Here is a 14,460-nt window from a genome sequence, read left to right as displayed (position 1 = left end):
GATTTTTATTTTTCACTACTGCTTTTAAGTGGATTTTATTTACTTTACTCAAGGATAAAATTCTATTATAAATAAGACCTTTTTCGGTTTATGGTCAATTTATAAGAGAAAATTTTATGAGTGAAGTTTTAACTCCAGTAGAAAAATCAACATGGGCGAGTAAATTCTCAGCCTTAGGCCCTGGAATCGTGATGGCATCAGCAGCTGTTGGTGGTTCACATATTATTGCATCCACCCAAGCGGGTGCGATCTATGGTTGGGAATTAGTGAGCATTGTTATTCTTGCTAATTTATTCAAATATCCTTTCTTCCGTTTCGGTGTTCAATATACCCTAGATACCGGTAATACGTTGTTAGAAGGTTACCGTCAAAAAGGGAAGTTCTACCTTTGGTTATTCCTTGCTTTAAACGTTTTTGCCACAGTAATTAATACTGCTGCAGTGGGATTATTAACGGCAGCAATTTTAACCTTTATTACACCAATTCCACTTCCAATGCCAGTATTAAGCTCATTAGTGATTCTTGTGACAACCGGCATTTTATTGTTGGGTAAATACCGTTTATTAGATAGTTTATCGAAAATCATCATGATTGCTTTAACGGTAACAACCGTGAGCGCTGTCGTGATTGCTTTTATGCGTAATGGTATCAATGGCGTAGCCGCACCTGATTTTGTAGCGCCTTCTCCATGGGAATTAAGTAAATTAGCGTTTTTAGTGGCCTTAATGGGCTGGATGCCTGCACCGATTGAAATTTCTGCTGTTAACTCTATGTGGGTGGTAGCAAAACGTCGTTTAACGAAAGTATCTTATGAAGATGGTTTATTTGACTTCAACGTGGGTTATATCGGTACAGCAATTTTAGCTGTCGTATTTTTAGCGCTTGGTGCATTGGTACAATATGGTTCTCCTGAAACCGTAGAGATGGTTGGCGGAAAATATATCGCACAACTTATCAATATGTATGCAAGTACTATCGGTGAATGGTCTCGCTTATTAATTGCAGTCATTGCGTTCATGTGTATGTTTGGTACAACAATTACAGTCATTGATGGTTACTCTCGTACCAACGTTGAATCTTTGCGTATCTTATTCGGTAAACAAGAAAGCTCTGTGAGAATTCTTAATATCGGTATGATTTTTGCGGCGTTATCTGGTTTAGCGATTATTTTCTACTTTAATAATGCAGTAGGCCCAATGCTGAAATTCGCGATGATTGCTTCATTTGTTTCTGCACCAATCTTTGCTTGGTTGAATTTATCTCTGACTAAGCACGCGAAACACAGTGTAAAAGGCGGATTATTGTGGTTATCCCTTATCGGTTTATTCTACTTAACAGCCTTTGCAGGCTTGTTTATCGCCCAACAAGCTGGCTGGTTAAACTAAAATAATTGAGATAATTACCGCACTTTAGTTTTAAAGTGCGGTAATTTTTTTGAAAGTTTTTAGTAGAAAAGGTATGATGCTACCCATTCTCAATTATGTAGATGACGAGCTTGAAATATAAAAATAATCAATCGGTTCTCGTGGTAATTTATGCGGAAAGTACGCATCGCATTCTGATGCTTCAGCGCCAAGATGATCCCAGCTTTTGGCAATCCGTTACGGGGACATTGGAAACCAATGAAACACCAAGAGAAACAGCAATTCGAGAAGTTTGGGAAGAAGTAGGATTAAAAATAGAAGAAAATTCGACCGCACTTTTTGATTGTAAAGAGAGTATAGAATTTGAAATTTTCCCACATTTCCGCTATAAATACGCACCGAATGTGACTCACTGTCATGAAAATTGGTTTTTATTGGCAGTTGAGCAGGAATTTAAACCGATATTAAGTGAGCATTTGGCGTATCAATGGGTTTTACCAGAAGATGCGATCCAAATGACGAAATCACCGAATAATGCCGAGGCCATCAAAAAATATTTGATGAACGGCTTTCCTCTATAGAAGAGGATTTCATTTAAAAACGTTTTTAAGATAAGAAGGAAAACAACATGGCAGGCCATAGTAAGTGGGCAAATATTAAACACCGTAAAGCAGCACAAGATGCGCAACGCGGTAAAATTTTTACAAAATTAATTCGTGAATTAGTCACTGCAGCAAAAATTGGTGGCGGTGATGTCAGTGCAAACCCGCGTTTACGTGCGGCAGTAGATAAAGCCTTATCGAGTAACATGACTCGTGATACCATTAACCGCGCGATTGAACGCGGTGTGGGTGGTGGCGATGACACCAATATGGAAACAAGAATTTACGAAGGTTATGGTCCAGGTGGAACTGCTGTGATGGTTGAGTGTCTAAGTGACAACGCAAACCGAACCATCTCACAGGTTCGCCCAAGTTTCACTAAATGTGGTGGTAACTTAGGGACTGAAGGTTCTGTAGGCTACTTATTCAGCAAAAAAGGCTTGATTTTAATTAGCCAAGGTGAAGAAGATGCGTTAATGGAGGCGGCAATTGAAGCCGGTGCAGATGATGTTCAACCACAAGATGATGGTTCATTCGAAATCTATACTGCGTGGGAAGATTTAGGTTCTGTGCGCGATGCAATCGAAGCAGCAGGATTTAAAATTGATAATGCAGAAGTGACAATGATTCCATCAACAACGGTTGATCTTGATCTTGAAACTGCGCCTAAATTGTTGCGTTTAATTGACATGTTAGAAGACTGTGACGATGTACAAAACGTATATCATAACGGTGAAATTAGTGATGAAGTTGCAGCTCAGCTGTAATTTTAAGGAGATTTATAATGAAATTTGCTAAAGTATTACCAGCAATGGCCGCTCTTGTTGTTTTATCTGCGTGTGCAAGCGATGCACCAAAAATGGAAAACAAAGCGGAACAAATGGCCACCCCTACTGTAACGGATAAAACAGTAGTTTATACCTGTAACAAGAAAACTGTAACTGCAGTTTATCAATTCGAAAACCAAGAGCCAACAGCAGCAATGGTGATGGTGGGTAACAAAGTTATCGCGAAAGATTTTGCTCGTGATGCAGCTCAAAAAGACTTCACTTCATTTACTTCAGGCAAATATGTTTGGAACGTAGATAGTGGTTTAACTTTAGATAAATTTGATTCTGTTGCGCCAGTAAATCTTTTAATCAAAGGCAAAAAAGCAGATAAAATTGTTGTGAAAAACTGTGATGTAGATGCAAAAGCAACTGCAAAAGCAAACCAATAATTAACGCTAAAAACGGCCGGCATTGACCGGCCGTTTATTTTTGAGAATTTATGAGTATTATTTTAGGCATTGACCCAGGTTCTCGTGTAACAGGCTATGGAGTGATTAGACAAAATGGTCGGCATTTAGAATATCTTGGTAGTGGAGCAATCCGCACGCAGGTAGAGGATTTACCTACACGCTTAAAACGAATTTATGCTGGCGTGACAGAAATCATCACGCAATTTCAGCCCGATATGTTTGCTATTGAACAAGTGTTTATGGCTAAAAATGCTGACTCAGCTTTAAAACTGGGGCAAGCACGTGGTACGGCGATTGTGGCGGCAGTGAACCATGATTTACCGGTATTTGAATATGCGGCTCGTTTGGTGAAACAGACTGTCGTTGGGATTGGTTCTGCAGATAAAGTCCAGGTTCAAGACATGGTGACACGAATTTTGAAGCTCTCAGATAAACCACAAGCTGATGCGGCAGATGCTTTAGCTATTGCGATTACCCATGCCCATACCATTCAACATTCTTTGCATATTGCTAGCTCGATCAAAACGACAGAAACACACGAAAAAATGACCGCACTTTTAAAAACAAGATACAGCCGAGGTCGATTTAGATTAAAAATTTAACTGGATTAATATCCAGTTTTATTTTATTCTATGCAAAATTTTTTTACATGGAAATCTTATGATTGGTCGTTTAAAAGGCATCTTATTAGAAAAACAACCTCCTGAAATTTTGCTTGATGTACAAGGCGTCGGTTACGAATTATTGTTACCGATGACCAGTTTTTATGACTTACCAGAAATCGGGCAAGAAACCACTTTATTTACCCATCTTGTTGTGCGTGAAGATGCGCATCTTCTTTTTGGATTCGCCCAAAAAACTGACCGTACTTTATTCCGTGAATTAATTAAAACCAATGGTGTTGGTCCTAAATTGGCACTCGCGATTTTATCAGCTATGTCAGTAGAGCAGTTTGCTTATGCTATTGAACGAGAAGAACTGTCAAAATTAGTTAAAATTCCTGGTGTGGGCAAGAAGACGGCTGAACGTTTATTAGTAGAGTTAAAAGGGAAGTTTAAAGATGTTCGCCAAAGTGATTTCTTTGTGGAGAGCAAGCATATTCCGTCAACTTCAGAATTACGCCAAGCTGAAAGCTCTACAGATGAAGCGGTTGCTGCATTGGTTGCGTTAGGTTATAAACCAACCGATGCTGAAAAAATGGTGAAAAAAGTCGCTAAAGCTGACTTGAGCAGTGAGCAATTAATTCGCGAAGCTTTAAAAGCCGCATTATAAAGATTAAACAGATATGATCGAAGCAGATAGAATTATTAGCAGTCAGGCAAAGATGGATGAAGATGTCATCGATCGTGCGATTCGTCCAAAGCTTTTAGCGGACTATGTGGGACAGCCACAAGTGCGAGAACAGATGGATATTTTCATTAAAGCGGCGAAATTGCGTCAAGATGCCCTAGATCATCTCTTGATCTTCGGCCCTCCAGGCTTAGGGAAAACGACGCTAGCTAATATTGTGGCAAATGAAATGGGTGTGAATATTCGCACTACATCAGGGCCTGTTCTTGAAAAAGCTGGCGATTTAGCGGCAATGCTGACAAATCTTGAACCGCATGATGTGTTGTTTATTGATGAAATTCACCGTCTTTCCCCTGCGATTGAAGAAGTGCTTTATCCAGCAATGGAAGATTATCAGCTAGATATTATGATCGGCGAAGGGCCAGCGGCACGTTCAATTAAATTGGATTTACCACCTTTCACATTAATTGGTGCAACAACTCGAGCGGGTTCTTTAACTTCGCCACTACGTGATCGTTTTGGTATTGTTCAGCGTTTAGAATTTTATTCCGTTGAAGATTTAACGTCTATTGTGACAAGAAGTGCCTCTTGCTTAAATCTGGAATTAGAAGATAAAGCCGCTTTTGAAGTGGCTCGTCGTTCACGTGGCACCCCTCGTATTGCAAACCGTTTATTGCGTCGCGTTCGAGATTTTGCTGATGTGCGTAATGATGGCATTATTTCGGCAGACATTGCGAAACAAGCGCTTTCAATGTTAGATGTAGATGATGCGGGCTTTGATTACTTAGATAGAAAATTACTTACCGCAGTGATTGAACGTTTTGATGGTGGACCAGTTGGATTAGATAACTTGGCAGCAGCAATAGGTGAAGAACGAGACACTATCGAGGATGTTTTAGAACCTTACTTGATTCAACAAGGATTTTTACAGCGAACCCCTCGAGGCCGAATTGCGACTTCGTTAACTTATCGACACTTCGGACTTCAGAAGCCGTCAGAATAAGAGATAGAAAAAAGGACATATTGATATCAATCTGTCCTTTCTTTTTGAAACCTGCTTAGTTAGTTCCTTCAGTTCCTTCAGTATAGCTCTTCATACTATTTAATCTTGCTAAACCCACATCACAGCTTTTTTGTTGAGTCGCTAATTCCATTTCAAGAATTTGCTGTTTGCTTTGATTTAGTTTGCTTTTGATTTTACCTACTTGAGTATGAGTACCCGGCTGTTTTTCTGCTTGGGCAATCAAATTTTCTGTTTCTTTAAATAACTGTGTGCATTGTTGTGGAAGAGCAGCTTTGTTTTCTGTAAGAGGTGCTGCAGTGGCAGATAATGCCATAGAACCGAAAAGTGCGGTCAAAATTACGCAAATTTTTTTCATTGTAAATCCCTACAAATCTTTCCAAATATTATTAGGCTAAAAAATAGCAAAATCTTGCAGCCCTGTCTAGTGATTATTTTGTCCATTTTTTTTAAATAAAGTTTCCTTGTGATAGATAAATTTTTCCATTTTGAGCAAAAAATACAGAATTTGATGTGGATCAATTTTGTCATTGTTATGCAAAATAGGGTATTTTGTAACTTATATCAAAAAATGTGATCAAGATAACGGTTTTTTCTGTTTTTTATCCTCATAAATAGTAGTAGAATAGGGCAAATTTTTGAATATTTATACTGTAATTGGTTACTGTATTCTGTTTTGAGAATAGAAAAGGCAATTATTACGTAAATAATTCAATATTTCTTAACAATTTCTGTTGAGTAGTTTGGGGTGGTTATTTGGGGTTATCCTTGGTAATCATAAAGTGAAAATCTTGTAGATTTATACAAGGAGTTGAGATGTTAGACGTTGTTGATCTCTCACGCTTGCAGTTTGCATTAACTGCGTTATATCACTTCATTTTTGTACCATTAACATTAGGTTTATCTTTCGTTCTTGTGATCATGGAAACCATTTATGTTAAAACGGGCAAAGAAGTATATAAAGATATGACAAAATTCTGGGGTAAGTTATTTGGTATTAACTTTGCTCTAGGGGTGACGACCGGTATTATCATGGAGTTCCAATTCGGGACAAACTGGTCTTATTATTCTCACTATGTAGGTGATATTTTCGGTGCGCCATTAGCAATCGAAGCATTACTTGCGTTCTTCTTAGAGTCCACTTTCGTGGGTCTATTCTTCTTCGGTTGGGATCGTTTAACTAAAGGTAAACACTTACTCGCAACTTACTGCGTAGCCTTTGGTTCAAACCTTTCTGCGATGTGGATTTTAGTCGCGAATGGTTGGATGCAACATCCGGTAGCGGCAGAGTTTAACTTTGAAACCATTCGTATGGAAATGACCAGCTTCTTAGATCTTTGGTTAAATCCAGTTGCGCAAGGTAAATTCTTACACACATTAACAGCAGGTTATACAACCGGTGCAATGTTTGTATTAGGTATCAGTGCATTCTATTTATTAAAAGGCCGCGATATTGGTTTTGCTAAACGTTCATTCTCTGTAGCGGCAACTTTTGGTTTTATCGCTGCATCAGCTGTATTAATTATGGGGGATGAATCAGGTTATGAAATTGGTAAAGCACAACCTGTGAAATTGGCTGCAATGGAAGCTGAGTTTGATACCCATCCTGCGCCAGCGCCATTCCATCCAGTTGCGATTCCAAATACCGCTGAAATGAAAAATGATTTTGCGATTGAAATCCCTTACTTAGGTGGTTTAATTGCAACGCGTTCTTTAGACACTGAAATTGTTGGTTTGAAAGATATTCAAGCGAAAAATGAAGGTCGTGTTCGTAACGGTATGGTTGCTTATGATTTATTCACGCAATTAAAAGCAGAGAAAAAATCAGCAGGCCAAGTAAATCCTGAAACTAAAGCAAAATTTGATGAAGTCAAAGGTGATTTAGGTTTCGGTTTATTATTAAAACGTTACACAGATAAAGTTGTTGATGCAACGGATGAACAAATTAAACAAGCAGCACGTGATACTATTCCAAATGTCGGTCCTAACTTCTGGGCATTCCGTGGTATGTTAGCCGCAGGTGGTTTAATTATTTTACTGACCTTTGGTGCATTTGTTCAAAATTTACGTAACAAAGTGACTTCTTCTCGCTTATTACTTAAAGCATTGCTTTGGGGTATTCCATTGCCATTCTTAGCGATTGAATTTGGTTGGTTCTTAGCTGAATTTGGTCGTCAACCATGGGCGATTTATGAAGTATTACCGGTGGGTGTGTCTGCCTCTAACTTGAGTGTAGGTGACTTATGGTTCTCTATCGGTTTAATTTGTGTACTTTACTTCTTCTTCATCATTGCGGAAATGTATTTGATGTTTAAATATGCACGTTTAGGTCCAAGTGCATTGAAAACCGGCAAATACTATTTTGAGCAATCATCTAAATAAGCAGGAGATGGATTATGCTTGATTATGAAATTCTACGTATTATTTGGTGGGTGCTAGTTGTTGTATTGCTTATCGGTTTCTCTGTAACAGATGGATTCGATATGGGCGTGACCGCACTTTTACCCGTAGCAGGTAAGAAAGAAGTAGAAAGACGTATTATGATTAACTCTATTGCTCCACACTGGGATGGTAACCAAGTTTGGTTATTAAGTGCTGGTGGTGCAATCTTCGCGGCATGGCCGATTGTTTATTCTGTAGCGTTTTCAGGCTTCTATATTGCCTTATTCCTCGTGTTAGCTGCGTTATTCTTCCGTCCAATTGGTTTTGAATATCGTGCGAAAATTGATAACCCAACATGGCGTGCTATGTGGGATTGGGGCTTGTTTGCGGGTGGTTTTGTACCTGCATTAGTATTCGGTGTAGCATTTGGTAATTTATTACAAGGTGTACCATTTGAATTAAATGAGCTTTCACAAGCAACTTACACAGGTTCGTTCTTTGCATTATTAAACCCATTCGCATTACTTTGCGGTGTGTTAAGCCTTGCAATGTTAGTGACTCACGGTGCGAACTGGTTACAAATGAAAACCACTGCAGCATTGCGTGATCGCGCAAGAGCAATTACACAAATTGGTGCATTAGTGACATTAATTACTTTTGTACTTGCAGGTGTATGGCTTTCTTTCAAAGACGGTTATGTGGTGACTAGCGTGATTGATCACTTTGCAGCATCAGCGCCAGCTTCAGGTAAACAAGTGGCAGTTGAAGCAGGTGCATGGTTCAAAAACTTCAATGAAAATCCAGCTTTATGGGCATTCCCAGCATTAGTAGTAGTTGGTGCATTATTGAATGTGGTTGCATCTAAAGCAAATCGTTGCGGTTTCGCGTTCTTATTCTCAGTATTAACAATGGCTGGTGTGATTATCACTGCGGCAGTATCAATGTTCCCATTTGTAATGCCTTCAAGTACTCATCCAGAACAAAGCTTGTTAATGTGGGATGCAACATCAAGTCAATTAACATTAAACTTAATGTTCTACTTGGTATTAGTATTCGTTACCATCTCATTGCTTTACACCACTTGGTCATACTACAAAATGTTTGGTCGCTTGGATGAAAGCTTTGTTGAAGACAACAAAAACTCATTATACTAAGGAGAAACAATATGTTATATGTAATTTGGGTAGTGGGTGTGTTGGCTGCAGTTATGGTGAGTGCTAAATTGACCATTGGTAAAGAAAAGTCAGGCAAATTTGACGAGTAATGATGATTAATTCACTCTATCAATTAAGTAATAAGGGTTCCTTGCGAACCCTTTCGTTTATTTTAGCGTTATTTTTAACCGCGGCTTTCTTTTTTAATTTAAATCAATTTTCGACCGCACTTCGTACTGCACATCCAGCTTGGATTCTTGCGATTTTTTGGGGATTGATTAATTTGTGGATCCACGGTATCGGATTCGATATTCGCCGAGCAATATGGCAGCTCGTTTTCTTGCCATTTATTGGTTATTTCACCACAATAATTGCCATTGTTCAGCATTGGTTTTTATAAGAACGATAGACAAATATTATTATTTGGAGCTTGCACATCTAATGAACAGGTTCTAAAATAAGCGGCTTGTTATGGCTGATAATTTGAGCATTATTTTGAATAACCAATGTTTTACCTTTCCGGTTCGTGTTTATTATGAGGACACGGATGCTGGCGGAGTAGTGTATCACGCACGTTACTTACATTTCTTTGAGCGTGCGCGAACTGAATATTTAAGAACGCTTAATTTTTCCCAACAATCATTATTGCAGGAACAACAATTAGCTTTTGTGGTCAAAACCATGTCTATTGACTATTGTATTCCGGCAAAATTGGATGATTATCTTATTGTCGAAACGGAAATAACGGCAGTGAAAGGAGCAACAATTCTCTTTGAACAGCGGTTAGTTCGTGAGGCAGTGGTGTTATCAAAGGCTACTGTTAAGGTAGCCTGTGTTGATCTAGGCAAAATGAAACCTGTCGCAATTCCTGAAGAATTAAAAGCGGCATTTTTAAAGTAAATAACTTTTCGGAGTATGCAATGACTGCAGAATTGAACTTTTTAGATCTTTTTCTAAAAGCGAGTATCGTTGTTCAACTTGTAATTGTGATCTTGATTTCGTTCTCAATTATTTCTTGGGCAATCATCATTCAACGTAGCCGTATTTTGACGAGTGCGTTAAAAGAAGCGAACACTTTTGAAGATCGTTTCTGGTCTGGTGAAGATTTAAATAAACTTTATGATGGTTTATCTAATCGTCGTGAAGTATTAACTGGTAGCGAACAAATTTTCTTTGTTGGTTTTAAAGAATTCTCTCGCTTAAAACAAGTGAACGCAGATGCGCCAGAAGCAATCATTAAAGGTACCACTCGTGCGATGAACCTTGCGATGAATCGTGAAGTAGAAGCGCTTGAAAGTCGTGTACCTTTCTTAGCGACAGTGGCTTCTGTAAGTCCATATATTGGTTTATTTGGTACCGTTTGGGGGATCATGCACGCATTTATGGCATTAAGTGGTGCGAAACAAGCAACATTACAAATGGTTGCTCCAGGTATTGCAGAAGCCTTGATCGCAACAGCAATCGGTTTGTTTGCGGCGATTCCAGCTGTAATGGCGTATAACCGTTTAAGCTTACGTGTAAATGCGATTGAACAAAATTATGGTAACTTCATTGATGAATTCACCACAATTTTACATCGTCAAGCTTTTGGTAAAGCGCCCCATTAAAAATAAATGAAAAATTGACCGCACTTAATAAATAAAACGAAAAGTGCGGTGGATTTTAGCGAAGTTTTAGAGGAAATTATGGCTCGTCGTCAGCGTAAAGACATTAAATCTGAAATTAACATCGTGCCATTTCTCGATGTTCTTTTAGTTTTAGTGTTAATTTTTATGGCAACCGCGCCGATTATCAGTCAGAGCGTTCAAGTGGAACTCCCTGATTCGGTGCAAAGTCAAAATGTATCAAATGAAGATAAAACACCGGTTATTTTAGAAGTAGCAGGTGTTGGGCAGTATTCGATTTCGATTGGTGGTCAACGCCAAGAAGGCCTTAACGAAGAAATGGTAACCCAATTATCAAAACAAGAATTTGATAAAGACAATAACACAATGTTCTTAGTGGGTGGAGCAAAAGATGTACCTTATGAAGAAGTGATTAAAGCACTGAATTTACTACATCTTGCCGGCATTAAGTCTGTGGGTTTAATGACTAACCCAATTTAAGAATAAGTAGGTAAAACCGTGCAGAATAATCGACGAAAAAAACGTGCAAATGAGTTTGTCATCTCTATTGCGATGCACCTTGCATTGTTTGGTTTGTTGATTTGGAGCTCTCTTTATCAAACCGTTGAAATAATGGGTGGTGGAGAAGGTGAAGGTGATGCCATGGGAGCTGTGATGGTCGATACTGGCAGCGCAGCACAGGAGTGGGGACGTATTCAACAACAGAAAAAAGGTCAAACTGATAAACAGAAGAAACCTGAGCCTGTAGTTGAAGAGAAAAAACCAGAGCCTGAACCTGAACCAAATCAGCAAGAAATTGCGAAACAAGAAGAGATTAAGCGTCAGCAGGAAATTCAACGTCAAAAAGAACTTGAAAAACAAAAGCAGCAAGAAATTGAAAAGCAAAAGCAAAAACAGCAGCAAGAGCTTGCTCGTCAAGAGGCGTTAGAAAAACAGAAACAAGCTGAAGAAGCAAAAGCAAAACAAGCTGCAGAGGCAGCGAAGTTGAAAGCTGAAGCTGAGGCAAAACGTTTAGCGGCAGCCGCTAAACAGGCTGAAGAAGAGGCGAAAGCGAAGGCACAAGCTGAAGCTCAAAAAGCGAAAGAAAAAGCAGAAGCAGATGCTAAAGCCAAGGCTGAGGCGAAAGCGAAAGCAGAGGTTGAAGCAAAAGCGAAGGCAAAAGCTGAGGCAGACGCCAAGGCTAAAGCAGAAGCAGATGCTAAGGCGAAAGCGAAAGCTGAGGCCGATGCAAAAGCGAAAGCAGAGGCTGAAGCAAAAGCGAAGGCAGAAGCAAAAGCTAAAGCGGATGCAGAAGCTAAAGCGAAGGCTGATGCAAAAGCGAAAGCTGATGCAGCAAAACGTAAAGCGGATCAAGCAGCTTTAGATGATTTCATGAATGGTGGTGACATCGGTGGTGGTAGCGCATCTAAAGGTGGCAATGCGAATAAAGGCGGTACACAAGGTAGTGGTGCTGGACTAGGGGCCGGAGACGGTGGCAAAGTCGGTGACCAATATGCAGGTGTGATTAAGCGTGAAATTCAACGCCGCTTCTTAAAAGATCCAAGTTTTGCCGGTAAAGTTTGCCGCATTAAAATTCAACTCGGTCGAGATGGTACTATTTTAGCTTACCAACGAGTTTCTGGACCTGATGACATCTGTACTGCGGCAATGAGTGCGGTAGCAAGAACGAAAAAAGTTCCAGCGGCACCATCTGATGCAGTGTATGAGAAATATAAAGCGCCGACTATCGATTTTGATATCAATGCTCGATAATCGGTTTTAGGAAAATAACAACGTTAAAATAAGGTGATTAAATGAAATTGATCAAACGTGTTATGGGGCTATTTGTGGTGATGTTTGCATTTGCAAGCACAGCAATGGCAGAAGATGAAGTTAGAATTGTGATTGATGAAGGGGTTGATGGGGCTCGTCCTATCGCAGTTGTTCCTTTCGCAGGTTCTGCACCTGAAAATATTGGTCAAATTGTTGCGGATGACTTACGTAATAGTGGTAAATTTAATCCAATTCCAGTAAGCCAAATGCCACAACAACCAACAACCGCAGCAGAAGTGAAACCAGAGGCTTGGACTGCTTTAGGTATTGATGCTGTTGTTGTAGGTCAAGTGACTTCAACTGGTAGTGGTTATAACATTTCTTATCAGTTAGTTGATACTGTGGGCGCATCAGGTACGCCAGGTGCAGTGCTTGCACAAAATAGCTATACCGTGACTAATAAATGGTTACGTTACGGTGCGCACACTGTGAGTGATGAAGTATTTGAAAAATTAACTGGTATTCGTGGTGCATTCAGAACTCGTATTGCTTATGTAGTGCAAAAAAATGGTGGTTCGCAACCTTATGAAGTTCGTGTAGCAGATTATGATGGTTACAATCAATTCATCGTAAATCGTAGCTCACAACCAATTATGTCTCCAGCATGGTCTCCAGATGGTAAACGTTTAGCTTACGTATCTTTTGAGAATAAAAAATCTCAACTTGTTGTACAAGATTTAGGTTCAGGTTCTCGTAAAGTGGTTGCTTCTTTCCCTGGCCATAACGGTGCGCCAGCGTTCTCTCCAGACGGCTCTAAACTTGCGTTTGCTTCTTCACAAGATGGTTTATTAAACATCTATGTAATGAGCTCAAATGGAGGTACCCCTACTCAATTAACTCGCGGTGCGGGTAATAATACGGAACCATCATGGTCTCCAGATGGTAGCTCAATTCTCTTTACTTCAGATAGAGGTGGTTCACCACAAGTTTATCGAATGAGTGCAAGCGGTGGTGGTGCATCACCAGTTGGCGGTCGCGGTAGTGCGCAAATCAGTAGTGATGGTAAAACACTTGTGATGATCAACGGTAATAATAACGTGGTAAAACAAGATCTCACCAGCGGTAGCTCTGAAGTATTAAGTACATCTTTCTTAGGTGAAAGCCCAAGTATTTCTCCTAACGGTATCATGATTATTTACAGCTCTACACAAGGGTTAGGAAAGGTGTTACAATTAGTTTCTGCAGATGGTCGCTTTAAAGCGAGTCTTCCAGGAAGTAATGGCCAAGTGAAATTTCCAGCTTGGTCTCCATACTTGACTAAATAAAAAAACTCATTGAGGAGAAATCTAATGAACAAATTTGTTAAATCATTATTAGTTGCTGGTTCAGTAGCTGCATTAGCAGCATGTAGCTCATCAAACAACGATGCAGCAGGCAACGGTGCTAACAACAACGGCCAAACTTTCGGTGGTTACTCTGTTGAAGATCTTCAACAACGTTACAACACCGTTTACTTCGGTTTCGACAAATTCAACATCGAAGGTGAATACGTTCAAATCTTAGATGCTCACGCTGCATACTTAAATGCAACTGCAGCTTCTAAAGTGGTTGTTGAAGGTAACACTGACGAACGTGGTACTCCAGAGTACAACATCGCTTTAGGTCAACGTCGTGCTGATGCAGTTAAAGGTTTCTTAGCTGGTAAAGGTGTTGACGCTGGTAAAGTATCAACTGTTTCTTACGGTGAAGAAAAACCTGCAGTGTTAGGTCACGATGAAGCAGCATACTCTAAAAACCGTCGTGCAGTGTTAGCATACTAATTTTTAGAGAATTTTGATTCTTAGAAAAAGGGAGAGTAGAAATACTCTCCTTTTTTTTATTTGTTCTAAGATATTGGCACAAATTGACGAGTATTCACGCAATTAGCACAATTTCTTCAGATTTTTCTTGCGTCAGAAAATAAAATCGGTAATATACGCACCTGTTACGAAACAATGTGGGTCGTTAGCTCAGTCGGTAGAGCAGCGGAC

At 39.5% G+C, this 14,460-nt stretch carries 18 protein-coding genes; 17 read left to right on the top strand and 1 reads right to left on the bottom strand.

What is annotated here, in order from left to right; all coding sequences use genetic code 11:
* Nucleotides 1–116: 116 nt before the first annotated feature.
* From HMPREF2732_RS04535 to ruvB, 7 genes are all read left to right on the top strand, one after another.
* A complete protein-coding gene (locus HMPREF2732_RS04535; RefSeq protein ID WP_070591496.1) occupies nucleotides 117–1,385 on the top strand; it encodes an NRAMP family divalent metal transporter in 1,269 nt (422 codons plus the stop codon).
* A 101-nt stretch (nucleotides 1,386–1,486) separates the two neighbouring features.
* Nucleotides 1,487–1,945, top strand: a complete 459-nt coding sequence (gene nudB, locus HMPREF2732_RS04530; RefSeq protein ID WP_070591493.1) for a dihydroneopterin triphosphate diphosphatase — start codon at nucleotides 1,487–1,489, stop codon at nucleotides 1,943–1,945.
* 47 nt (nucleotides 1,946–1,992) lie between these two features.
* The gene (locus tag HMPREF2732_RS04525; RefSeq protein WP_005697071.1) at nucleotides 1,993–2,733 is read left to right on the top strand and encodes a YebC/PmpR family DNA-binding transcriptional regulator; all 741 of its coding nucleotides are present in this window, start codon (nucleotides 1,993–1,995) and stop codon (nucleotides 2,731–2,733) included.
* Between the two features lie 17 nt (nucleotides 2,734–2,750).
* Entirely contained in the window at nucleotides 2,751–3,185 is a 435-nt protein-coding gene (locus HMPREF2732_RS04520) for a hypothetical protein (protein WP_049366389.1), read from the top strand.
* Nucleotides 3,186–3,235: 50 nt separating this feature from the next.
* A complete protein-coding gene (ruvC, locus tag HMPREF2732_RS04515) occupies nucleotides 3,236–3,808 on the top strand; it encodes a crossover junction endodeoxyribonuclease RuvC (RefSeq protein WP_070591491.1) in 573 nt (190 codons plus the stop codon).
* Nucleotides 3,809–3,866: 58 nt separating this feature from the next.
* Complete coding sequence (ruvA, locus tag HMPREF2732_RS04510; RefSeq protein ID WP_070591489.1) at nucleotides 3,867–4,478, top strand: Holliday junction branch migration protein RuvA; 612 nt, start codon at nucleotides 3,867–3,869, stop codon at nucleotides 4,476–4,478.
* A gap of 13 nt (nucleotides 4,479–4,491) precedes the next feature.
* Nucleotides 4,492–5,499: a Holliday junction branch migration DNA helicase RuvB gene (gene ruvB / locus HMPREF2732_RS04505; RefSeq protein WP_041918230.1), complete on the top strand. Its 1,008-nt coding sequence runs from the start codon at nucleotides 4,492–4,494 to the stop codon at nucleotides 5,497–5,499.
* A 55-nt stretch (nucleotides 5,500–5,554) separates the two neighbouring features.
* Here ruvB and HMPREF2732_RS04500 read toward each other — a convergent pair whose 3' ends face one another.
* Nucleotides 5,555–5,875 (bottom strand): DUF5339 domain-containing protein, encoded by a 321-nt coding sequence (locus HMPREF2732_RS04500; protein ID WP_049364495.1) that lies wholly within the window; start codon nucleotides 5,873–5,875, stop codon nucleotides 5,555–5,557.
* Nucleotides 5,876–6,333: 458 nt separating this feature from the next.
* Between HMPREF2732_RS04500 and HMPREF2732_RS04495 the strand changes: the two genes are divergently transcribed.
* From HMPREF2732_RS04495 to pal, 10 genes are all read left to right on the top strand, one after another.
* On the top strand, nucleotides 6,334–7,899 hold the full coding sequence (locus HMPREF2732_RS04495) for a cytochrome ubiquinol oxidase subunit I (RefSeq protein WP_049370505.1): 1,566 nt from the start codon (nucleotides 6,334–6,336) through the stop codon (nucleotides 7,897–7,899).
* Nucleotides 7,900–7,913: 14 nt separating this feature from the next.
* Nucleotides 7,914–9,053: a cytochrome d ubiquinol oxidase subunit II gene (cydB, locus tag HMPREF2732_RS04490; RefSeq protein ID WP_070591486.1), complete on the top strand. Its 1,140-nt coding sequence runs from the start codon at nucleotides 7,914–7,916 to the stop codon at nucleotides 9,051–9,053.
* 11 nt (nucleotides 9,054–9,064) lie between these two features.
* A complete protein-coding gene (locus tag HMPREF2732_RS09770) occupies nucleotides 9,065–9,163 on the top strand; it encodes a cytochrome bd oxidase small subunit, CydX/CbdX family (RefSeq protein ID WP_101494276.1) in 99 nt (32 codons plus the stop codon).
* Between the two features lie 2 nt (nucleotides 9,164–9,165).
* Complete coding sequence (ybgE, locus tag HMPREF2732_RS04485; RefSeq protein ID WP_049369237.1) at nucleotides 9,166–9,453, top strand: cyd operon protein YbgE; 288 nt, start codon at nucleotides 9,166–9,168, stop codon at nucleotides 9,451–9,453.
* A 71-nt stretch (nucleotides 9,454–9,524) separates the two neighbouring features.
* On the top strand, nucleotides 9,525–9,953 hold the full coding sequence (ybgC, locus tag HMPREF2732_RS04480) for a tol-pal system-associated acyl-CoA thioesterase (protein ID WP_178162665.1): 429 nt from the start codon (nucleotides 9,525–9,527) through the stop codon (nucleotides 9,951–9,953).
* 20 nt (nucleotides 9,954–9,973) lie between these two features.
* Nucleotides 9,974–10,660: a protein TolQ gene (tolQ, locus tag HMPREF2732_RS04475; RefSeq protein WP_005696675.1), complete on the top strand. Its 687-nt coding sequence runs from the start codon at nucleotides 9,974–9,976 to the stop codon at nucleotides 10,658–10,660.
* Nucleotides 10,661–10,738: 78 nt separating this feature from the next.
* Nucleotides 10,739–11,158 (top strand): colicin uptake protein TolR, encoded by a 420-nt coding sequence (tolR, locus tag HMPREF2732_RS04470; RefSeq protein ID WP_032803822.1) that lies wholly within the window; start codon nucleotides 10,739–10,741, stop codon nucleotides 11,156–11,158.
* An 18-nt stretch (nucleotides 11,159–11,176) separates the two neighbouring features.
* Complete coding sequence (tolA, locus tag HMPREF2732_RS04465; protein ID WP_070591484.1) at nucleotides 11,177–12,430, top strand: cell envelope integrity protein TolA; 1,254 nt, start codon at nucleotides 11,177–11,179, stop codon at nucleotides 12,428–12,430.
* Between the two features lie 41 nt (nucleotides 12,431–12,471).
* Nucleotides 12,472–13,755, top strand: coding sequence for a Tol-Pal system beta propeller repeat protein TolB (gene tolB, locus HMPREF2732_RS04460; protein WP_049366381.1), 1,284 nt, complete (start codon nucleotides 12,472–12,474; stop codon nucleotides 13,753–13,755).
* A gap of 24 nt (nucleotides 13,756–13,779) precedes the next feature.
* Nucleotides 13,780–14,250, top strand: coding sequence for a peptidoglycan-associated lipoprotein Pal (gene pal / locus HMPREF2732_RS04455; protein ID WP_049384292.1), 471 nt, complete (start codon nucleotides 13,780–13,782; stop codon nucleotides 14,248–14,250).
* Nucleotides 14,251–14,460: the final 210 nt, after the last annotated feature.

It is taken from the genome of Haemophilus sp. HMSC061E01, from assembly GCF_001810345.1.
Classification (GTDB): Bacteria; Pseudomonadota; Gammaproteobacteria; order Enterobacterales; family Pasteurellaceae; genus Haemophilus_D.
The sequence above is the reverse complement of the archived record's forward strand: the minus strand, read 5'-3'. Positions and strand labels throughout refer to the sequence as shown.